Below are 20,480 nucleotides of genomic sequence, written 5' to 3'. Positions count from 1 at the left end.
TGGTCAACTCCTCGACGGCTGATGGGCTGGGACGATGCTGGCGACGACGGTCGCCGCAGTCCCGGCGGGACGATCGATGAGGTGAGAGATGCGATCGACATAGACCGACCAGTCCTGAATCTTTGCGATCACGCCGAGCGTATCCGCCCCACGACACAGGATCAGGCTCGGCTGCACGCGCACGCCGAACCGCGTTCCGAGCTCCGTCTCCGCATCGCGCGCAATGACCGCGCCACGCAGCCGGCCCTGAAACGCCGTGACCAGCTCCGGCAGCACGATGGCCACGTCGAGCGCTTCGGGAAATCGCGCGGGATCACCGGCCGAGAGCAGCACCCCAACCGCCCCGGCACGATGGGCGTCGTCGAGGAAACCATCAACCGTGACGGCATCGACCTCCGGCAACCCGCTTCGCCTGCGTGCAGGATCGCGCTGCAGCATCTCCATCGACGTCTCCCTGGCCAGTTATCGTTGCGTGACCTGACTGGTTAGCAATCAACGTGCCAGACACCGCCGCGGCCGAACGCAAGCCAGCGCATTGAATTAATTAGGCTTATTTCCGATGTTAAGACACGATAAGGAAATTGCAAAGCTACTTTCCAGCTACGTGCCGGAAACTTCATTGCTTCTGAAAAGCTTCTTGTCAGATATGCGACGCGCGCCAATCGCACTACCGCAGATGCTCCGGCAACTGCGGCTCCCGTCCGATCAGGTCGGCAAAGAAGTCGTCGCAGTTCTCACCCTTCATGGCCGCCTGCAGCCCGCGAAGCGCCTCGCTGATCAGCCGGGCCTCCTCGTCGTCGAGCAGGCGAACCGCATTGTCGAGATAGACCAGCACCTTCGCGCCGACCGGCGGGTTCGACAGCAGCAGCACCGAGACACGCCGCTCCTCGCCGTCGCAACGGCACAGCGCCGAGACGCCATCGGTCTCCACGATCGTCATCGGCAGGCCCAGGCACATGGCGAACTCCCTTACGGCGCCCGGCTATTCGGCCGGGTCCGCCCGCATCTCGTAGCTGTGATGATCGATGTCGTTGGCGAGCAGGCGCGCGTCGCCGGCGAGCGGCTCGGGTCGCAACACCGCCGAGACGCCCCACTCCGCCAGCACGGCACAGGCCAGTTCGATGGCCGGAGCAATCTGTGCGCGCACCGGCGCGGTCAGCGGCCCGCCCCAATCCTCGAGGTCGAGCGGCTGGCAGCCGATCAGCGCGAGCCGCTGCGGATAGCGGCCGAGCAGATCGGCCGCGCTCAAGACCTCCTGGAAACCGGTCTGGTGCAGGCTCATCTTCTTGGCGCCGGTGAAACGCGGCACCTCGTCGTCGCGGACGAGCTTGAGCTCGCCCGGCGCAAGGCCGTAGTCGATCGCGTCGAACACGATCAGGCCGTCGGCCTCCTCGACAAAGTTGACGAGGTAGAGTCCCTGCGTGCCGCCGTCGAGGATCGTGACGTTGTCGGGCACGGCATAGCGGCGGTGGAATTCCTCCACCACGCGCACGCCGAAACCTTCGTCGGCCCACAGAATGTTGCCGATCCCGAGCACCAGGATCCGCTCCAGCTTCGTCTCAGCCATCGCGCTTCCTCCAACTACTCGCGGAACTGCCGCTCGCCGGAGATCATCGAGGAGATGATGCTCTGGCGCGACATGATGTCCTCGCGGATGGCGGCATAGACGTGCACCGTCACGAACATCACCAGCGCCCACATGCCGAGGTGATGATAGGTGTGCACGTCCTGGCTGTTCGGCCAGATCGAGAACACCCAGCCGAACAATTTGTACTGCCAGCTGTCGATGCCCTCGCCTTCCGAATACAGCGCAAAGCCGGTGACGATCATGAAGGCGACGAACAGCGTGAAGCCGGTGAACATCGCCGTCTGCGCCAGCGGATTGTGGCCGACATACATCTTCGGCTCGCGCTCCAGAAACGCATACCAGCGGATCTCGTGCAGCACCTCCTTCCAGAACTGCTTGCGGTGCACCGGGATGTAGAAGATCTGCCGGGAGTGATGGTTGCCGACGAACGCCCAGAGAATGCGGGCGAGGAAGAACACCGCCAGCACCTGGCCGGCCGCGAAATGCGCGAACCGGATGTAGCCCATCACGAAGCTCGCCGACGCCTCGCCTTCCACCGTCGGCAGCGGCGTGCCGATCAGATACCCCGTGATCATCAGGACGACGATTGCGAACGCATTGACCCAGTGGCAGATGCGCACCGGCGCTTCGTAGACATAGACCGTCGGACGGCCGATCGCACGCTCACCGGCTGCGTCGGCCGCAATCGCGGCGAGGTTCGGCTCGGACTCGGCGGGCCGCGTAATGGCATCCATCATGGTGCGTCTCCCCGCTACCTGACCTTGACCGTCGCCATTTCCTGGCCGTCCGGGCTCATCACGTGGGTCGAGCACGCGAGGCACGGATCGAACGAATGGATCGTGCGCAGGATCTCCAGCGGCTTCTCCGGATCCGCCATCGGCGTATCCATCAGCGAGGCCTCGAAGGCGCCGATATTGCCCTTGGGATCCCTGGGCGAGCCGTTCCAGGTGGTCGGCACCACGCACTGGTAGTTGTCGATCTTGGTGTCCTTGATCTTGATCCAGTGCGCGAGCGCGCCGCGCGGCGCCTCGGTGAAGCCGTAGCCCTTGGCTTCCTTGGGCCAGCTCTCCGGCTTCCACTTCTCGACATTGGCGGTCGAGGAATCGCCGGCCTTGATGCGCGCCACCAGCTTGTCCTGGAAGTAGCGCATCTGGCCCGCCGCCCAATCGCATTCGAGCGCGCGGGCTGCGGTGCGGCCGAGCGTCGAGAACAGCGCCGTCACCGGCAGGTTCAGCGCCTTCAGCAGCTTGTCGGTCGGCTCCTTGAACTCCGGCTTGTTCTGCGCATAGCCGATGATGTAGCGCGCCAGCGGCCCGACCTCGACCGCGTTGCCGCGCCAGCGCGGCGCCTTGATCCAGGAATATTTGCCGCCTTCGTCGAGCTCCTTGATGTCGGTCTTGGTGCCCTTGGCATTCGGGCCGAGCTGGTAGTTCGGCTCGGTGACGCCATCCCAGGGATGCAGACCCTTGCTCTCGTCCGGGTATTTGTACCAGGAGTGCGTCACGAACTCCTGGATCTGCTCGGGATCGCCATGGTCGATCGGCAACACCTCGTTGAGGTTGCCGTTGAGGATGACGCCGCGCGGCAGCTTGAGGTTCTTGGCCGAATAGTCGTTGGCGTTCTCCGGGATGTCGCCATAGGACATCACGCTCTTGCCGGAGAGACCGCCGCCATAGAGCCAGTCCTTGTAGAACGAGCCGATGGCCACCACGTCGGGAAGGTAGACCTTCTGCACGAACTCGATCGAGCGATCGATGATCGAGGAGACCAGATTCAGCCGCTCCATATTGATGGCGCCGACCGCGCCGGTGCCATCGACATTGACTGCGCAAGGCACGCCGCCGACCAGCCAGTTCGGGTGCGGGTTCTTGCCGCCATAGATGGTGTGGATCTTGACGATCTCCTTCTGGAAGTCGAGCGCTTCCAGATAGTGCGCCACCGCCATCAGGTTCGCTTCCGGCGGCAGCTTGTACGCAGCGTGCCCCCAATAAGCGTTCTTGAATGGACCGAGCTGGCCGGACTCGACGAACTTCGTCAGCCGGATCTGCAGGTCCTTGAAGTATCCAGGCGACGACAGCGGCCAGTCCGAGATCGACTGCGCCAGCGCCGAGGTCGCCTTCGGATCGGCCTTGAGTGCCGAGACGACGTCGACCCAATCCAGCGCATGCAGATGATAGAAGTGCACGAGATGGTCGTGCACCTGCAGGCAGAGCTGCATGATGTTGCGGATCGAGTTGGCATTGTCGGGGATCATGATCCCCAAGGCATTCTCGACCGCGCGCACCGACGTCAACGCATGCGTTCCCGTGCAGACGCCGCAGATCCGCTCGGTGAAGGCCCAGGCGTCGCGCGGATCGCGGCCGCGCAGGATGGTCTCGATGCCGCGCCACATCGTGCCGGTCGAGACCGCGTTGCGGATGACGTTGTTGGAATCGACGTTCACCTCGACGCGCAGATGTCCCTCGATGCGCGTGAGCGGATCGACCACGACGCGTTTGCCGGAATTGTCGAGATTGAAGCCGTTGGGGGTCTGGATGCCCATGATTGCCTGCCCTGAATGTCGATCAATGATCTTGCTTGGCGCTGTCTTTGGCGTCGTCGCGCGTGGTCGCGAGCCGCTTCACCGCCGTGACCGCCGCATGCGCCGCGACCGCCACGCCGACGGTCCCCGCCGCGACCATGCCGACCTCGTCGGCGTTGTGCTCGATGCCGAACTGCTTGATCTTGGTGAGCCGGTCGTAGAACGAGCCCTTGTCCCAGAAGCCGTCCTCGGAGCAGCCGATGCAGCCGTGACCGGACTGGATCGGGAACGACACGCCACCGTTCCAGCGCACCGTCGAACAGGCGTTGTAGGTGGTCGGGCCCTTGCAGCCCATCTTGTAAAGGCAGTAGCCCTTGCGCGCGGCCTCGTCGTCCCACTCCTCGACGAACTGGCCGGCGTCGAAATGCGGCCGGCGGTAGCATTTGTCGTGGATCCGCTGCGAGTAGAACATTTTCGGCCGCCCCTGGCGGTCGAGCTCGGGCAGCTTGCCGAACGTCGTGATGTAGGTGACGACGCCGGTCATGACCTCCGCGATCGGCGGGCAGCCGGGCACCTTGATGATCGGCTTGTTGGTGATGACCTTGTCGATCGGCGTCGCCTGGGTCGGATTCGGCTTCGCCGCCTGAACGCAGCCCCATGAGGCGCAGGCGCCCCAGGCGATGATCGCCATGGCGTCCTCGGCCATGACCTTCAGCTTTTCGACGAACGGCTTGCCGCCGTCGATGCAGAACATGCCGCCTTCATTGAGCGGCGGATTGCCTTCGACGGCGAGAATGTACTGTCCCTTGTACTTGGCGCGCGTCTCTTCGAGGATCTCCTCGGCCTGATGGCCGGCCGCCGCCATGATCGTGTCGTCGTAGTCGAGCGAGATCATCGACAGCACGACATCCTTCACCAGCGGATGCGCCGAGCGGATGAAGCTCTCCGAGCAGCACGTGCATTCCAGCCCGTGCATCCAGATGACGGGCGTGCGCGGCTTTGTTTCCAGCGCATTGGCGATGCGACTCGCTGCGACCGGCCCGAGACCGAGGCTCGTCGCGGTGAGACTGCAGAACTTGTGGAAGCTGCGCCGCGTGATGCCCTGCCGCCGGATGACGCTGTAAAACGTTTCAGTCGTCGCGCCCATGAGTCCTCCCCCTGCTGTCGCGTTGGCGATCATCTGATCGCGATCTGGCGGAAGGGGACAGCAAGATGCGGGCCAGCATCAGCGCTGGATTTGAATCATAATGATTCCAGATGCTTGAAGCTCTGCTATCAGTGCGATCGGGAGATCAGCAGCGGATATCAGGCGACAATCGGAAAGCACGCGCTTTGCACCGACAAGCTTGTTTCCGCATGCCGCTCAGCACGGTCAGTGCGCGGTGCACACCATGCAGGGATCGAACGACCGGACGACATGCTGGATGCTGACCGCGCGCGCGCCGGCATCGCCGACCTCGGTTCCGACCAGCGCCTGCTCGAGCGGGCCGGCGACGCCCTCCGCATCACGCGGCGAAAAATTCCAGCTGGTCGGCGCGATGATCTGATAGCGCTCGATCCGGCCGGAGCGCAGTGAGAGCCAGTGGCCGAGGCTGCCGCGCGCGGCCTCCACGAGCCCGACGAAGCTGCCGTCGAGCACCTCGCCACCAGTCTCGCAGAACGGCTCGTTGAGGCGCAGCGCCTTGATCCAGCGTTCGATCGAGAGCGCGAGCTGCGCCGTCTCGATCAGCCGGGCGATCACGCGGTTGCGGACGTTGCTGCCGTCGGCTGCCAACAACGCGGTGATCAGCTTCTGACCATCGACCGCCTGTCTGGCCAGAGCGCCGACCTCGACCGGCTGGCCGGCAAGCCGCGGCGCCTTGCACCAGCTGTAGGCGTCCGCCTTTTCGGCATCCGGCATCGTGCGACTCTCGGCGGGATCGAGCGACGTCTCGCGCATCCAGGCGTGGGAGACGTCTTCCGTGATCCGGTCCGATGGCAGCGTTTCGGTCTTGCCATCGCGGCGACGAAGCCCGGCCCGAAAACGCGCGCCATCCAAATCGTGATAGGCGCCGAAGCTCATCAGCGCGCCCGGGCCCTTGCCGAGATCTGCGAGCGACAGCGCGTCGGCAAGCCGCAGGAATTGGGCGAAGTCGCCGTCGCGGCCATCGCGCCACTGATCCAGCTCGTCCGGCGTCGACAGCGCCAGCAAATGTTCGAGCTTGTCGGCAAACACCACGCGTTCGAGGAAGCCGCGAAACGACGCGGCGATCGCATTGAGACGGATGCGCTCGCCGAGCTCGATCGCGCGCGTCGTCCCGCCCGGCTGGAACGCGAGGCTGTGCGGCCATTTGCCGGCGATGACGCCCATGATCTCCAGGAGCCGCGCCCGCGCCGGCAGCGCGTCGCGCGCAGCTGATCCCTTGGTCGCCGTGAAACGCTCCGCCACCGCGCCATGCCAAGCCTGTGCGGCGTAGGACTCGCGGGCGAAGTCGGGCATGAAGAAGATGTAGAAGTGCGTGAGGTGATCGGCGGCGTTCTCGGCGGCGTGCGCGATGTTGGTGGCAAGGATGCCGTTGGGCGCAGCAGTGACGCCCATCGCCTGACGCAGCGCGCTTGCGGCGGCGATCGACTGCGACACCGAGCAGATGCCGCAGATGCGCGGCGCGATGACCAGCGCGTCAAGCGGCGGCCGTCCCTCCAGGATCTGCTCGAAGCCGCGATAGAGCGGCGCGGTCACCTCGGCGCGCGCGACTCGACCTTGCTCGATGTCGAGCCGGACTTCGAGGTCCCCCTCGACGCGATTGAACGGGCCGACCGTGATCCGCGTCATGGGCGGCGCTTGTCGCCCGAGCGGCTCGGCGGCACCACGACGTGATCGGCGGTCGCGTTGACGCGCACGCGGCGTGGCGTCGCCGATTTCGACAGCGCCGCCAGCGCGACGAACCAGGCCTTCGGCATGTCGGTCGGAAGGCCGACCGGGATGCCGGCGAGCTTGGCCGTCTGCAGATAGTTCTGCGCGCTCTCGAATCCGGGCGACGTGCAGGCGATGCAGGCATAGCCGCCCTTGGTGCAGGAGCCGCCGCCGTTCCAGGAGCGCTGATTGCAGTCCCCGACCGCCTGCGTCGCACGGCAGCCGAGATGCTCCATCAAGCAGCCGCGCTCCGACATCACTTCCGCGCTCGCCTTGAACTCGTAGAACTCGTTGCGCGAGCAGCCGTGATGGGCGAGGTGATTGGCGATGAACGTCGGCCGGCCGACCGCGTCGAGGCCGCCGGCAGTCAGGTCACCCGACGCAAGCGCCAGCAGGCTCTCCATGATCCACCCCGGATGCGGCGCACACCCGGCAACGTTGATGACGGGCAGCCCGTGCCTGGAACGGAAGCCCGCGCCCAGCGCGCCGCCGATGTCGCTGCTCTCGAATTGCAGTCCGACAGCGTCCGTCGGATTGATGCCGGCGGCGGGAATGCCGCCATAGGCCGCACAGCTGCCTACGGCGACGACGTAGTCGGCCAGCGGCGCCAGATCGAGCAGCCAGTGATAGATCGAGCGGTTGGTACCGGCGAGCATGTTGAAACGGCCCGTCAGATCAGGCCCGCGTGCGACCGAGCCCTCGAGGACCAGCAGATCGAGCCGCTCACGGCCGTCCCGGATGGCCTCCAGTATTTCGACGACTTCGTCGCCGGTCTGCTCGCTGACGGAAGGATGCCAGATCAGATCGATACCGGACTGACGCAACTCGTCGAACCAGCCTGACGCGCCGCTCTCCAGGATCGACATCGTGCAGCCGCCGCAGCTCGCGCCCTGCAGCCACAGCATCCTGGTCATTACCTCTGAGCCGGCCATCGTGACGTCCCGCTTTATCCTGCGCCGCGCGCTCCGCTTGGCATCACCGTCGGATTTAGCGCCGCGGCGCGAACGGTGGCAAGCGCTTCGCCCGGGGCGCGCCCGGAACCGCGCCGGTGGCGGCTGACCAACGCCGATCCCGCCCAGATCAGTCCGAACAGACCGATGGCGACGATCCCAAGATTGCCAAGGCTGTCGCCAACCTCGATCGCGCCCAGCCCGAGCCGCGGCGCCAACAGCGTGACGGTCTCCACGCCGCCGATCACCAGCGCGATTGCGACGGATGCGCCCGTGATCACCAGATTGTAACGCCGCTTGCGGGTCGGATCGGTCAGCGCCCAGCGATAGGCACCCGTCATCAGCATGCTATCGGCGGTATCGACGGTGGCCATCGCCGCCGCGAACAACACCGGGAACACCAGCACATGAGCGAGGCTCGCGCCGCGCGCCGCCTCGGTCGCCGACAGGCTCAACAGGCCGATTTCGCTGGCAGTGTCGAAGCCAAGCCCGAACAGGAAGCCGAGCGGGTACATGTGCCAGGCGCGGGAGACGATGCGAAGCACGGGTCGCAACAAGCGAATCAGGATGCCGCCCCCGGAAACCCCGGCGCCGCCGGCGTCCGGCCGAGCCGCGCGGCGCCAGAGCTTCACGAACAGCACCAGATTGACGACCGCGATGAGCAGCAGAAAGCCTGCCGAGACCGACGTTCCGATCGTTCCGCCGATCGCCCGGATCGTACTCTGCTCGCTCAACAGGTCAGAGCCGGCAACGAGGCTCACCACGATGGTCGCGATCACCACGACGCTCGAATGGCCGAGCGCGAAGTAGAGTCCTGCAGCGCGCGGCTTGTCGCCATCCTGAACCAGCTTGCGCACGACGTTGTCGATGGCGGCAATGTGGTCCGCATCGACCGCGTGCCGGAGGCCGAGCAGCCAGGCCAGCAACGCCGTGCCGACGATCGCGGGCCGGTCAGCGTAGAGCGCGAAGGCCCACGCCCAGGCGAGCGCGTTGGCCAGCACGAGGCCGGCGAGCAGCGCGGCGGTCGAGCCACCCGCCCTCGTGAACCAGACTGGGATCCGGCGGGTGGGGTGAGGATGATCAATCGGAAAAATTGTCATACTCACCAGGAGAGCAAGACCCGCGCCATTCGGCAAGAGCCATGGCCGACGCCGAACTCGGCGCGGATTCAGTCGTTCGGGGGCCGTGCATCCCAGACCAGCCCTTACCTTGGCAACCCGCTATCCGGTCACGCACAAACATTGACCAGTGGCTGCCGCCTCCGCCGTTCTCCCCTCACCGTGCCGAGGCGCTCTGCGCGGCGATCTCGCGCCGCACGGTCGCCTCGAACTGGCTTGCCGGCGCGGCGAACATCAGCCGGGTCTCCTCGTGGAACGCCGAGAAGATGCCAACCACGGCCGGCTCGCCGCCGATCTCGGCCATGATCGGCGAGCCCGAATAGCCGAAATTGGCCAGGCAATGCACGGTCAGCAGCTTGCCGTCCTTGGTCATCCCCGCCCTGCAATTGCGCTGGCCGGTCGGCGAATAGCGCCGCTCCTGGCCATAGCCGATCTCGGAGATGGTGCCGGCCCTGGTTGCAGCGACCAGCTCGTCGCGGCTCAGCGCCCGCACCGCCACCGGCTTCGACGGCAGCGCGTCCTTCAGGATGATCAGCGCCCAATCGGCCGGGGAGCGGTCGAGCGACCATCGGTCGTGCTGGGTCGGGACGAACTCGGGCGCGACGATCAGCCGTTCGGCGATCGATGAGGCGGCCGGCGTGCCCCTGTTCATGCCGGCCAGGAAGCGGACGTTGCCGGGATTGACCTGCGCGAGCCCGTTGAACACGCAATGCGCGGCAGTGAGCACCACGCGCGGCGCGATCAGGGTGCCGGTACACCAGCCGCCCGTCGAATACTGCGCGACGGTGACGACGCCGATCGACGAGGCCGGCCAGGAGGTCGGGTCCACGACCTCGCCGATGTGCCGGTCGAGTCCGAGCAACTGCTCGGGACGCGGGTTGGCCACCCCGGCGTCCGCCGATTCGAATCTCGGCTTCCAGCTCGCGATCATCGCCTGCGCCTGGACGCGCTGCGCCTCGGTCAGCTTGACCCGCTGCACGTCGCGGCCGGCCGAGCGCACGCCATTGCGGCCGGCCATTACCAGCCAGGCATAGCCCTGCACGACGTCCTGGGTGACGCCGCGGCCGTCGAGCATCATCAGGCCGAGCATGTATTGCGACTGGGCGAAGCCTTGGGCTGCGGCGCGGCTGAACCAGCGGGCGGCTTCGCCGTAGTTGCTCGCGACACCCTCGCCGTTGATGTAGCCGATGCCGAGATAGTGCTGGGCGACGGCGAGGCCCTGGTCCGCCGCCTTGCGATACCATGCCAGCGCCTCGGCCGCGTTGCGCGGCTGGCCCCAGCCGAAGGCCTGCATGAAGCCGACGTCGAACTGCGCCCGCGCATCGCCCTTGGCGGCCAGCGGCAGCAGGCGGCGCATCGCCGCGGCGTGCTGTCCATTTCCTGCCGCGGCGACGGCGTCCTCGATCTCGGCGGCCGAGGCGCCAGCAACGGTGCCGAGCAGCACGGCAAGACTTATGAGTATGGTCTTGATCAAGGGCGTCCGCTGAGACCGAAACATCGGTCGCCCAGCAGGCACGATCAAGACGGCGGCGGCGTGGCGGAAAGCGGACGGCGGTGTCCTTAATCCGGCCCGCTCGCGTATCACCCCTGCTCCACCATCACGCCGAAGTGCCCCTCACGCCTGTCCGCCTCTTATGCCTGCTCGCTCTTGGCAAAGCGATCGTCCAGCGCGTAGCCGGCGCCGCGCACGGTGCGGATCGGGTCCTGCTCGCGACCGGGATTGAGCAGCTTGCGCAGGCGGCCGATGTGAACGTCGACGGTGCGCTCGTCGATATAGATGTCGCGGCCCCAGACGCTGTCGAGCAACTGCTCGCGGCTGAACACGCGGCCGGGATGCTCGAGGAAGAACTCGAGCAGGCGATACTCGGTCGGGCCGAGATCGATAGGCCGGCCCGAGCGCGCCACGCGGCGCTTCTCGCGGTCGAGCTCGATGTCGCCATAGGACAGCACCGTCGCCAGCCGCTCCGGGCTCGCCCGCCGCAGCAGGCCCTTCACCCGCGCCAGCAGCTCCGGCACCGAGAACGGCTTGACGATGTAGTCGTCGGCGCCGGTGGCGAGGCCACGCACGCGCTCGCTCTCCTCGCCGCGCGCGGTGAGCATGATGATCGGCAACTGCTTGGTCTCGGAGCGCGCCCGCAGCCGCCGGCACAGCTCGATGCCGGAGAGGCCCGGCAGCATCCAGTCGAGCACGACGAGATCTGGCACGCGCTCCTTGAGCCGCGTATCCGCCTCGTCGCCGCGCGCCACGGTCTCCACTTCGTAGCCTTCGGCTTCGAGATTGTAGCGCAGCAGCGTCGTCAGCGCCTCCTCGTCCTCAACCACCAGAATTCGCGCGCCCATGTCGGAATCGTCTTTCTCAGTTGCCGGGGATCGTGGCCGCGAAGCTCGTCATGTCGCCCTTCGGGCGTTTGTCCATGATCTGCTGGCCCTCGATCATATAGAACACCGTCTCGGCGATGTTGGTCGCGTGATCGCCGATCCGCTCGATATTCTTGGCGCAGAACATCAGGTGGATGCAGAACGAGATGTTGCGCGGGTCCTCCATCATATAAGTGAGGAGCTCACGGAACAGCGAGGTGCAGATCGCATCGACCTCCTCGTCGCCCTTCCAGACCGTCATCGCCGCCGGCAGGTCATGCGCGGCATAGGCATCCAGCACCGTCTTGACCTGCGACTGCACCAGGTCGGTCATGTGTTCCAGGCCGCGGATCAGCTTGAGCGGATGGAAGTCACTCTCCAGCGCGGCGACGCGCTTGCCGATGTTCTTGGCGAGGTCGCCGATCCGCTCCAGATCGGTGGCGACGCGCATCGCGCCGACGATCTCGCGCAAATCGACCGCCATCGGCTGGCGGCGCGCGATCGTCAGCACCGCGCGCTCCTCGATGATGCGCTGCAGCTTGTCGACTTCGGCATCGGCGGCGACCACCTTCTGGCCGAGCGCCACGTCGCGCCGCACCAGCGCATCGACGGAATCGACGATCAGCCGCTCGGCGAGGCCCCCCATCTCCGACACCAGCCGGGTGAGGTCCTGCAGATCGCTGTCGAACGCCTTGGCGGTATGTTCACTGGCCATGATGATCTCCTGAAGGCATTGCTGTCGGCGTCAGCCGAACCGGCCGGTGATGTAATCCTGGGTCCGCCGATCGCTCGGCGAGGTGAAGATCTTGCTGGTATCGTCGAACTCGATCAACTCGCCGAGATACATGAAGGCGGTCTTGTCGGAGACTCGCGCCGCCTGCTGCATGTTATGCGTCACGATCGCAATCGTGTAGTTCTCCGAGAGCTCCTGGATCAGCTCCTCGACCTTGGCGGTCGAGATCGGGTCGAGGGCCGAGCACGGCTCGTCGAACAGGATCACCTCGGGACGCACCGCAACCGTGCGGGCGATGCACAGACGCTGCTGCTGGCCGCCGGACAGCGACAGGCCGGAGGCGTTGAGCTTGTCCTTGACCTCGTTCCACAGTGCGCCGCCGCGCAGCGCCTTCTCGACCCGGTCGTCCATCTCGGACTTCGAGATCTTCTCGTAGAGGCGGATGCCGAACGCGATGTTCTCGTAGATCGTCATCGGGAACGGCGTCGGCTTCTGGAACACCATGCCGACCCGCGCGCGCAGCAGATTGAGATCGAGCTTGGGATCGAGGATGTTGGTGTTGTCCAGCATCAGCTGCCCGGTGGCGCGCTGGCCCGGATAGAGGTCGTACATCCGGTTGAAGATGCGCAGCAAGGTGGACTTGCCGCAGCCGGACGGGCCGATGAACGCCGTGACCCGGTTGGTGCCCAGCGTCAGGTTGATGTTCTTCAGCGCGTGATGATCGCCGTAATAGAAGTTCAGGTTGCGCGCGGTCACCTTGGCCGGCGCCTCGGGGAGCGGCTGGCCATGAAGCGCGTGAGCGGGCTGACTGACGGAGACGGACAGTTCGGTCATTTCGTTTTCCTCTCGGCGCCGAGAATGCGTGCACCGACGTTCAGGGCGAGCACGGCCAGAGTGATGAGAAGGGCTCCGCTCCAGGCCAGCTGTTTCCAATAGGCATACGGGCTCTGGACGAAATTGTTGATGGTGACGGGCAGGTTCGCCATCGTCTTGGAGAGGTTGAGGCTCCAGAACTGGTTCGACAGCGCGGTGAACAACAGCGGCGCGGTCTCGCCGGCGACGCGGGCGGTCGCCAGCAGCACGCCGGTGATGAGGCCCGAGCGCGCCGCGCGGTAGGCGATGCGGCGGATCACGAGCGAGCGCGGCAGGCCGAGCGCGGACGCCGCCTCGCGCAGCGGATTCGGCACCAGCAGCAGCATGTCCTCGGTGGTTCTGAGCACGACGGGGATCACGATGACGGCCAGCGCCAGCGCACCGGCGATCGCCGAGAAGCCGCCCATCGGCACAACGACCGCGCCGTAGATGAACAGGCCGATGATGATCGACGGCGCCGACAGCAGGATGTCGTTGATGAAGCGGATCACCGAGGTCAGGCGGTCGTTGCGGCCGTATTCGGCGAGGTAGGTGCCGGCGAACAGGCCGAGCGGCGCGCCGATGCCGACACCGATCACCGTCATCATGATCGAGCCGACGATGGCGTTGCGCAGGCCGCCTTCACTGGCGCCGGGCGGCGGCGTGTCGGCGGTGAAGACCTGCAGGCTGAGGCCGGCGAGGCCGTTATAGAACAGCGTGAACAGGATCAGCGCCAGCCAGGTGACGCCGAACGCCGCGGCGGCGATGCAAAGGCCGCGGACGACGAGGTCGCGACGGCGGCGGCGCGCATAGATCGGGTTGACGGGATTGACCGGCGTATCGACGGTGGACATCTCGACGCTCGTCATGGGTTACTTTCCTGCCTTGGCGTCAAGCCGCGCCAGCATCAGCCGGGCGCTCGCCAGCACGAAGAAGGTGAGGACGAACAGAAGCAGGCCGAGCAGGATCAGGCTCGACTGATGCAGGCCGTCGCTCTCCTGGAATTCGGAGGCGATCGCGGCCGAGATCGTGGTGCCCGGCGCGAAAATCGAGGACGAGATCCGGAACGAGTTGCCGATGATGAAGGTCACCGCCATGGTCTCGCCGAGCGCACGGCCCAGCGCCAGCATCACGCCGCCGATGACACCCACCCGGGTGTAAGGGATGACGACGCTGCGCACGACCTCCCAGGTGGTGCAACCGACGCCGTAGGCGGCTTCCTTGAGCACCGGCGGGACCGTCTTGAAGACGTCGACCGAGATCGAGGTGATGAAGGGCAGCACCATGATCGCCAGGATCAGCGAGGCGTTGAACAGGCTGAGATAGGACGGCGGTCCGGCGAAGATGTCCTGCAGCACCGGGATGTTGGCGCAGAGGTTGATCATGAAGGGCTGGAACGTGGTGGCCAGGAACGGGCCCAGCACGAAGAAGCCCCACATGCCGTAGATGATCGAGGGAATGCCGGCGAGCAGCTCGATGGCCAGCCCAATCGGGCGGCGCAGCCATTGTGGGCACAGTTCGGTCAGAAAGATCGCGATGCCCAGGCCCACGGGAATGGCGATCAGCATCGCGATGAACGAGGTCACCAGCGTGCCGTAGATCGGGCCGAGCGCGCCGAGCACCGGCGGATCGGCAGAAGGCGCCCAGCGCTTGGTGAAGAGGAACTGGAAGCCATACTCCTTCATCGCCGGCCAGGCGCCGATGACGAGCGAGATGATGATGCCGCCGAGGATCAGCAGCACCGAGATCGCCGACAGGCGGGTGATCCAGTAGAAGGTGACATCGCCGAGCTTGAACGCGCTCAGCGCGCGGGCGCGATCATAGGGCCCTGCGGCAGCGGCGATATCGCCGACCTCGCTCTCAACGGCCATCTCAGCCAAGTCCGCCCCCTGCTTCTTTGACACCATCATCACCTTGAACGAACCCTCTCCCGTTTCCGGGAGAGGGCAGCACGCTTTCAGATCAGCTCTTGATGTCGGCCGACCAGGTCTTCTCGATCAGCTTCACGACGCTGTCGGGCATCGGGATGTAGTCGAGCTCCTCGGCCATCTTGTCGCCCTTCTCGAACGACCACTTGAAGAACTTGATCGCCTCGGCGGAGGCCGCCTTGTCGGTCGGCTCCTTGTGCATCAGGATGAAGGTCGCCGCCGTCATCGGCCAGGACTTGTCGCCCGGCTGGTTGGCGAGGATCACGTAGTAGCCGGGGGCCTTGGACCAGTCGGCATTGGCGGCGGCGGCCTGGAAGGCCTCGACGGTCGGCTGCACGGTCTTGCCGGCCTTGTTGATCATGCCGGTGTAGGTCAGCTTGTTCTGCTTGGCGTAGGCGTACTCGACATAGCCGATCGAGTTCTTGGTCTGGCTGATGTTGCCGGACACGCCTTCGTTGCCCTTGGCGCCGACACCGACCGGCCACTCGACCGCGGTGTTGAAGCCGATCTTGCTCTTCCAGTCGGCGCTCGCCTCGGAGAGATAATAGGTGAAGTTGAAGGTCGTGCCCGAACCGTCGGAGCGGCGGACCACGGCGATCGCGTCGGACGGCAGCTTGACGCTGGGGTTCAGCTTCTTGATCGCGGCGTCATCCCACTTGGTGATCTTGCCGAGATAGATGTTGGCGAGCGTCTCGCCGTCCAGCACCATCTCGCCCGGCTTGACGCCCTCGAGGTTGACGACCGGCACGATGCCGCCCATCACCATCGGCCACTGCACCAGGCCGTCCTTGTCGAGCTGCTCGGCCTTGAGCGGCGCGTCGGTGGCACCGAAGGTCACGGTCTTGGCCTGGATCTGCTTGATGCCGCCGCCGGAACCGATCGACTGGTAGTTCAGACCGTTGCCCGTCTCCTTCTTATAGGCGTCGGCCCACTTGGAATAGATCGGGAACGGGAACGTCGCGCCCGCGCCGGTGATGTCGGCAGCGAAGGCCGACGTCGATGCGGCGACCAAGCCGGCAGCGACAATAGCTTTGACGAAATTCATAGCTGGTCTCCATGCTTGGGAAGCGAAGCGCATGACGCACCCGATTGCGCTTCCCCGGCCGCTTTAAGGGGCCTCGGTGCCGCTTTTATAAAGGTTCGATGACAGCTGGATGACAGTCGCAAAGCATTGATAAGTATTGAAAATTCGAAACTACCCCGAATTTTTACGGTCGATCTGGCCGGGCTTCCGAGCGCTTGTACACCGGCACTGAGAGAGCGGTGCTCACGCCGCTTCCGAAAGGTATGATACGGCGTTTGCCGCTGATCACGGCGACGTAACAGTCCCCATGACATGCGTCCAACCGCCATGCGTTCAACGGCCGTCTGCCCCGACGCCTGCGTCACATTCGGTGTCGTCCTGGCCTTGAGCCGGGACCCATAGTCATCGGCTGATGTGGCTGTGCGGGATCGGTCCACCAGCGTGCCCAACACATCTCCCTGGGGTTATGGGTCCCGGCTCAAGGCCGGGACGACAGTGGAAGGTTGGGCTCGCACCTTGCGCAAGGCAGACAACAGATACGTCATCAGACACGTCATCGCCTTCCCGCGGCACGGCGTGCCCGGGTGATGCATCGGTCATGCCCCTCCTGAATCATGAGAGGGCGCGGGAAAGGCCGGACCTCGGCTGAGGCCCGTGGCCCGCCTGCTCAAAAGAATGCAGGCGGCAGGTACCACAGGTCCAGCCGGACAGATCCGGCCTTCCCCGCGCGACGGTTTTACGGTGTCCTTCGTGCTCTCCCTGGGGATCGGCTCTCTTGCCCCCATCGCCCGCGCGTGCCGTCACAGCAACGACCGCGAACTTGACCTCAGCGTCGAGAGGCCAGGACCACACGACTTCGCCGTCCGCAACGGCTCGCGCTCGTCTGGCACGGCCGTCACGTCCATCGCCACCCACCTCAACGTTCGTGACGACGCGTACGTCCCTCTGCTGCGAGGCGGGTTGCGGGGAGATAACCACTAATTCCGAAATATCGCAAGCGATTTATTTTTATCAGAAGGCAAAAAGAACCGATTTGGCATCAGGGATTGGACGAGGCCGATCGATGCTTCAGGATGTCGCGCGCGGCCCCCGCGATGCGCTGGCCCAGAGAGAGCGCAGTCTCCCGGTCCCTGACGTGGAATATCTCGTCACTGATCAGGCGGTCGTCGAGCCAGACGCGAAAGGCCTGCTCGCTGTCCGGCGTAAACGTACCCTCCTCATAGATGAAGCCACTCAATGGGCCTTCGATCACGTAGTCGGTATCGGCGGCAAGCTGCGAGGGCCGCGCGCATTGTGCCCAGACGCGGCCATCGGCGTCGATGAACGCCAGGACACCGTCGTCACGCTCCTCAACTCTCATCCGCGCCACCTCGCGTGAGGCGACCACCTCTCTCCCCGTCATTGCGAGCGCAGCGAAGCAATCCAGGGCTCCCACGGGACTCTGGATTGCTTCGTCGCTTCGCTCCTCGCAATGACGGTCGAGGTGACATCAGAACTGTCCCGATTTGATTGGGTACCCTTGCGGATCGCGCCGCTATCCCTGCCCCGGACACTTGATCTCCTTGTAGACAGCATCCGCGAACGCCTTGATGCCGGTGTTGATGCGCAGGGGCGAGGTCAGCGTCTGATAGGTGACGATGCCGCGGGTGATCGACAGCACCTTGTAGCTCTCGGCGATCCTGGTCTTGTAGCACTTGCCGACCTGGATGGCGTCCTCAGTCAGTGGCATGCTCTCCTCCTTGCTGAACTCTCCGGCGCCGCGTCGGCTCACGCCGGCTGTGCGGCGGCGCGCGCCGCGCCGGGGACCGGCGGGTCGCGATCGACGGCCTTGAGCGCATCGAGAGCTGCGAACAGTGCCTGCTGTCCGTCGGCGATGGCCTGCCGCGCCGTCTCGGCGATGCCGATGACCCCGGGGAGATCGGGAAAGGTGACGAGAAAGCCGCCACCATCCTCGGCGCCCAGTTCCGTCACGTCATAGAGATAGGCGGCGACATCGCTCATCGCGCGGCCTCATCCATGTCGTCGATCATCGCCACGAAGGCCCGGATATGCGGCGGCCTGATCTTCGCCTTCAGCGGAATGGTCACGCAATGCGGGACGGACGGATGCAGGAGGACCTCGTGCGTGCCGGTGATCTTGCGAAACTTCATCGCATATTGCGAGGCGATGATCTCGAGATCGACGGGTTTCCAGTCGCCCCCGGGATCGGCGCGCAGCGCTTCGACGCGCTGGTTGTGTGACCTGCCCTGTCGGCTTTGCAACACTGGGCTGGCGGGCGACGCGCCATTGTCCGTTGCGGCTCCGCGATCGTCCGGACACAGCAGGGTGAGAAACGCCACCACGAAGTCGCCGACCGTGTCGTTGCGATGCGCGAGCCGCCAGTTCTGCGACAACACCCGCTTGGCGCCGCTGCGTGCATTGTGGAGCGCGACGAGCTCGTCCATCATCGTCAGAACCCTGACGGCACTGAGATTATAAGGCTCCTGCGTGAACCTGCGCTTGAGGTCGATGCGCTCCTTGCGCAGGCTGGCATTCTCGACCAGCCAGTCGACGATCGTTCCGACCCAGAACGCCTCGGTATTGACAGCCTCGGTATCGACAGCCTCGGGCATAACCGCTCTCCGGGCGCGCGTCTTGGACGCTCCGCCGCTGGAGGAGATCGATACAAGACCCGTGCCATCGCCGGACGTCGCTGTGCCGGGAGTTCAGCGGAGTGTCGCTGGTGAACATGCCAGCCCGCCCGCGCGATGGCTCGCGCGGGCGGGTTTGCATGATCGATCAGATGCGGCTCACCACGGGGGACCGCCCCACGGGCCGCCACCCCAGCCACCGTAGTATCGATGGCGCCAGTACGGACGGCCGTAATAGGGACGGCCGTAATACGGAGCGTAGCCGACGCCGACATAGCCGTAGGGTCCGCCGCCGTAATAATAGGGGTCGTCGTAGTAATAATAGGGTGTTGCCGCCGCCGCGATGCCCGCACCGAGCAGCGCGCCGGCCACGAGCGCGCCGCCGCCCCAGCCGCCGCCGCCCCAGCCGCCACCGCGCCAACCGCCACCACGCCAACCGCCACCATGCCACCCGCCGCCGTGCCAGCCGCCGTAGCGGACCTGCACCGTGCCGAGCGGCGCCACGTCGGCCTTCGCTGCGGCCGACAGCGCAGTGACGGGTGCAGACAATGCCGGAGCGCTCGCTCCGGCCAGCAGCGCGCCGGACAGGGCCAGCGCTCCCACATAGCTCAAGCTTCGCATCACAAGGACTCCTCGACCAAGGTCATCACGCATGACTGCCCGCGAAGGTCATCCGGCGCAGTCCTCCGTCGCGATCGCGACGACGAGCAAACAAGTTGCTCGACGCTACGAACCACCGGTCGGCACGACCGTTCCATTGCAAGAGCGCGATCGGCGGAGAAGAACCTCGAACGGGACGTTTCCGGAAGGATCAGCCGCGCCGCTTGCGGCCCTGCGCCGCTGCGACCTGCTTGCGCAGGCCTTCGGCCGCGCCGGCCACGACCTCGGAGATCTCCAGAAGCTGCTTGGCGAGCGGGCTGGTCTTGCGCCAGACCATGCCGATGCTGCGCTGGGGCTGTGGCTCGGCGAAGCGCGCCAGCGACACCGCGGCCGAGCGCGTCTCGACGCCGACCGCCATCTCGGGGATCAAGGTCACGCCCATGCCGGCGCCGACCATCTGCACCAGGGTCGACAGCGAGGACGCATCGAGCATCTCGCGCGGCGCCTGCATGTTGCAGAACGACAGCGCCTGGTCGCGGAAGCAGTGCCCCTCCTCGAGCAGCAGCAATCGCATCTCGCGCAGCATCTCGCTGCTCGGCACGTCGGCACCTTCATATTCGGGCGGGCGCACCAGCAGGAAGCTCTCCGAGAACAACGCGACCTCGGTCAGCGACGGCTCCGACACCGGCAGCGCGACGATCGCGGCATCGAGCCGACCCTCGACCAGCTCCTCGATCAGCGTCGGCGTCTTGGACTCACGGACATGAATATCGATCTCGGGGTGCTTGCGCGTCAGGTTCCCGATGAGTTTGGGCAGCAGATACGGCGCGATCGTCGGGATCATTCCCAGCCGCAGCCGGCCGGTGAGCTTGTCGCGCGAGGCGCGGGCGAAATCGCCGAGCTCATCGACGGAGCGCAGGATGTCCCGCACCCGCTCAGCAAGTTGCTCGCCGAACCGCGTCAGCACCACCTGTCGCGCATTGCGCTCCAGCAGCACGCCGCCGAGCGCCTCCTCCATCTCCTTGATCTGCATCGACAGCGCCGGCTGCGAGATCGCGCACGCCTCCGCGGCGCGGCCGAAATGACCGAGACGCGCCAGCGCATCGAAATAGCGAAGCTGCCGCATCGTCAAATGTATCATCAGATTATCTTATCGTTCACGAGCTCGAAGTCAATTTTCACTGACCACAATCTTCGGATGCATCGACAACGGCTGGCACCGCTCTGCGTTCGCGCGATGTCACACGACATTCATCAGATAATCTTATCGTTATGATCATCAATC

The 20,480-nt window shown here is 65.4% G+C and carries 22 protein-coding genes; all 22 read right to left on the bottom strand.

The genetic code is table 11. The annotated features are described in order from the left end of the window. Window positions 1-3: 3 nt before the first annotated feature. Window positions 4-444, bottom strand: a complete 441-nt coding sequence (locus tag HL666_RS01020; RefSeq protein WP_172131575.1) for a thioredoxin domain-containing protein — start codon at window positions 442-444, stop codon at window positions 4-6. Window positions 445-667: 223 nt separating this feature from the next. Then, complete coding sequence (locus tag HL666_RS01015) at window positions 668-958, bottom strand: HypC/HybG/HupF family hydrogenase formation chaperone (RefSeq protein WP_172111252.1); 291 nt, start codon at window positions 956-958, stop codon at window positions 668-670. Window positions 959-982: 24 nt separating this feature from the next. Beyond that, a complete protein-coding gene (locus tag HL666_RS01010; RefSeq protein ID WP_172179442.1) occupies window positions 983-1,567 on the bottom strand; it encodes a HyaD/HybD family hydrogenase maturation endopeptidase in 585 nt (194 codons plus the stop codon). 14 nt (window positions 1,568-1,581) lie between these two features. After that, window positions 1,582-2,325 carry a Ni/Fe-hydrogenase, b-type cytochrome subunit gene (gene cybH, locus HL666_RS01005; protein ID WP_172179440.1) on the bottom strand — a complete coding sequence of 248 codons (744 nt, stop codon included), beginning with the start codon at window positions 2,323-2,325 and terminating at the stop codon, window positions 1,582-1,584. Window positions 2,326-2,339: 14 nt separating this feature from the next. Further along, window positions 2,340-4,130: a nickel-dependent hydrogenase large subunit gene (locus HL666_RS01000; RefSeq protein ID WP_172179438.1), complete on the bottom strand. Its 1,791-nt coding sequence runs from the start codon at window positions 4,128-4,130 to the stop codon at window positions 2,340-2,342. A gap of 22 nt (window positions 4,131-4,152) precedes the next feature. Continuing rightward, window positions 4,153-5,256 (bottom strand): hydrogenase small subunit, encoded by a 1,104-nt coding sequence (locus HL666_RS00995; protein ID WP_172179436.1) that lies wholly within the window; start codon window positions 5,254-5,256, stop codon window positions 4,153-4,155. 225 nt (window positions 5,257-5,481) lie between these two features. Continuing rightward, window positions 5,482-6,921, bottom strand: a complete 1,440-nt coding sequence (locus HL666_RS00990) for a nickel-dependent hydrogenase large subunit (RefSeq protein WP_172179434.1) — start codon at window positions 6,919-6,921, stop codon at window positions 5,482-5,484. Beyond that, window positions 6,918-7,934, bottom strand: a complete 1,017-nt coding sequence (locus HL666_RS00985; RefSeq protein WP_172179432.1) for an NADH-quinone oxidoreductase subunit B family protein — start codon at window positions 7,932-7,934, stop codon at window positions 6,918-6,920. The genes HL666_RS00990 and HL666_RS00985 overlap by 4 nt, the downstream gene beginning before the upstream one ends. 14 nt (window positions 7,935-7,948) lie before the next feature. Further along, window positions 7,949-9,052: a HoxN/HupN/NixA family nickel/cobalt transporter gene (locus HL666_RS00980; RefSeq protein WP_172180158.1), complete on the bottom strand. Its 1,104-nt coding sequence runs from the start codon at window positions 9,050-9,052 to the stop codon at window positions 7,949-7,951. A gap of 175 nt (window positions 9,053-9,227) precedes the next feature. Beyond that, complete coding sequence (locus HL666_RS00975; RefSeq protein ID WP_172179430.1) at window positions 9,228-10,544, bottom strand: trypsin-like serine protease; 1,317 nt, start codon at window positions 10,542-10,544, stop codon at window positions 9,228-9,230. 158 nt (window positions 10,545-10,702) lie between these two features. After that, window positions 10,703-11,410 carry a phosphate regulon transcriptional regulator PhoB gene (phoB, locus tag HL666_RS00970; RefSeq protein ID WP_009028046.1) on the bottom strand — a complete coding sequence of 236 codons (708 nt, stop codon included), beginning with the start codon at window positions 11,408-11,410 and terminating at the stop codon, window positions 10,703-10,705. Between the two features lie 16 nt (window positions 11,411-11,426). Next, window positions 11,427-12,143 carry a phosphate signaling complex protein PhoU gene (gene phoU / locus HL666_RS00965; RefSeq protein WP_172111260.1) on the bottom strand — a complete coding sequence of 239 codons (717 nt, stop codon included), beginning with the start codon at window positions 12,141-12,143 and terminating at the stop codon, window positions 11,427-11,429. A gap of 30 nt (window positions 12,144-12,173) precedes the next feature. Then, on the bottom strand, window positions 12,174-12,995 hold the full coding sequence (pstB, locus tag HL666_RS00960; RefSeq protein WP_172111261.1) for a phosphate ABC transporter ATP-binding protein PstB: 822 nt from the start codon (window positions 12,993-12,995) through the stop codon (window positions 12,174-12,176). Beyond that, on the bottom strand, window positions 12,992-13,882 hold the full coding sequence (gene pstA, locus HL666_RS00955; RefSeq protein WP_246739145.1) for a phosphate ABC transporter permease PstA: 891 nt from the start codon (window positions 13,880-13,882) through the stop codon (window positions 12,992-12,994). The genes pstB and pstA overlap by 4 nt, the downstream gene beginning before the upstream one ends. 3 nt (window positions 13,883-13,885) lie before the next feature. Beyond that, on the bottom strand, window positions 13,886-14,884 hold the full coding sequence (pstC, locus tag HL666_RS00950) for a phosphate ABC transporter permease subunit PstC (RefSeq protein WP_172111262.1): 999 nt from the start codon (window positions 14,882-14,884) through the stop codon (window positions 13,886-13,888). Window positions 14,885-14,975: 91 nt separating this feature from the next. Next, window positions 14,976-15,986 carry a phosphate ABC transporter substrate-binding protein PstS gene (pstS, locus tag HL666_RS00945; RefSeq protein ID WP_172111263.1) on the bottom strand — a complete coding sequence of 337 codons (1,011 nt, stop codon included), beginning with the start codon at window positions 15,984-15,986 and terminating at the stop codon, window positions 14,976-14,978. Between the two features lie 1,018 nt (window positions 15,987-17,004). Further along, window positions 17,005-17,325: a hypothetical protein gene (locus HL666_RS00940; RefSeq protein WP_172131567.1), complete on the bottom strand. Its 321-nt coding sequence runs from the start codon at window positions 17,323-17,325 to the stop codon at window positions 17,005-17,007. Between the two features lie 174 nt (window positions 17,326-17,499). Next, complete coding sequence (locus tag HL666_RS00935; RefSeq protein ID WP_172114313.1) at window positions 17,500-17,694, bottom strand: hypothetical protein; 195 nt, start codon at window positions 17,692-17,694, stop codon at window positions 17,500-17,502. 38 nt (window positions 17,695-17,732) lie between these two features. Further along, window positions 17,733-17,966: a type II toxin-antitoxin system HicB family antitoxin gene (locus HL666_RS00930; RefSeq protein ID WP_172114312.1), complete on the bottom strand. Its 234-nt coding sequence runs from the start codon at window positions 17,964-17,966 to the stop codon at window positions 17,733-17,735. After that, complete coding sequence (locus tag HL666_RS00925; protein ID WP_172179428.1) at window positions 17,963-18,577, bottom strand: hypothetical protein; 615 nt, start codon at window positions 18,575-18,577, stop codon at window positions 17,963-17,965. Before HL666_RS00925 ends, HL666_RS00930 begins: the two co-directional genes overlap by 4 nt. A gap of 177 nt (window positions 18,578-18,754) precedes the next feature. Next, window positions 18,755-19,216 carry a hypothetical protein gene (locus HL666_RS00920; protein ID WP_172179426.1) on the bottom strand — a complete coding sequence of 154 codons (462 nt, stop codon included), beginning with the start codon at window positions 19,214-19,216 and terminating at the stop codon, window positions 18,755-18,757. 190 nt (window positions 19,217-19,406) lie between these two features. After that, complete coding sequence (locus tag HL666_RS00915) at window positions 19,407-20,336, bottom strand: hydrogen peroxide-inducible genes activator (protein ID WP_172179424.1); 930 nt, start codon at window positions 20,334-20,336, stop codon at window positions 19,407-19,409. Window positions 20,337-20,480 lie beyond the last annotated feature (144 nt).

The organism is Bradyrhizobium aeschynomenes (assembly GCF_013178945.1).
Taxonomy (GTDB): domain Bacteria; phylum Pseudomonadota; class Alphaproteobacteria; order Rhizobiales; family Xanthobacteraceae; genus Bradyrhizobium; species Bradyrhizobium aeschynomenes.
Note: the sequence above shows the minus strand (reverse complement) of the source record. Positions and strands in the feature narration are given on the sequence as shown.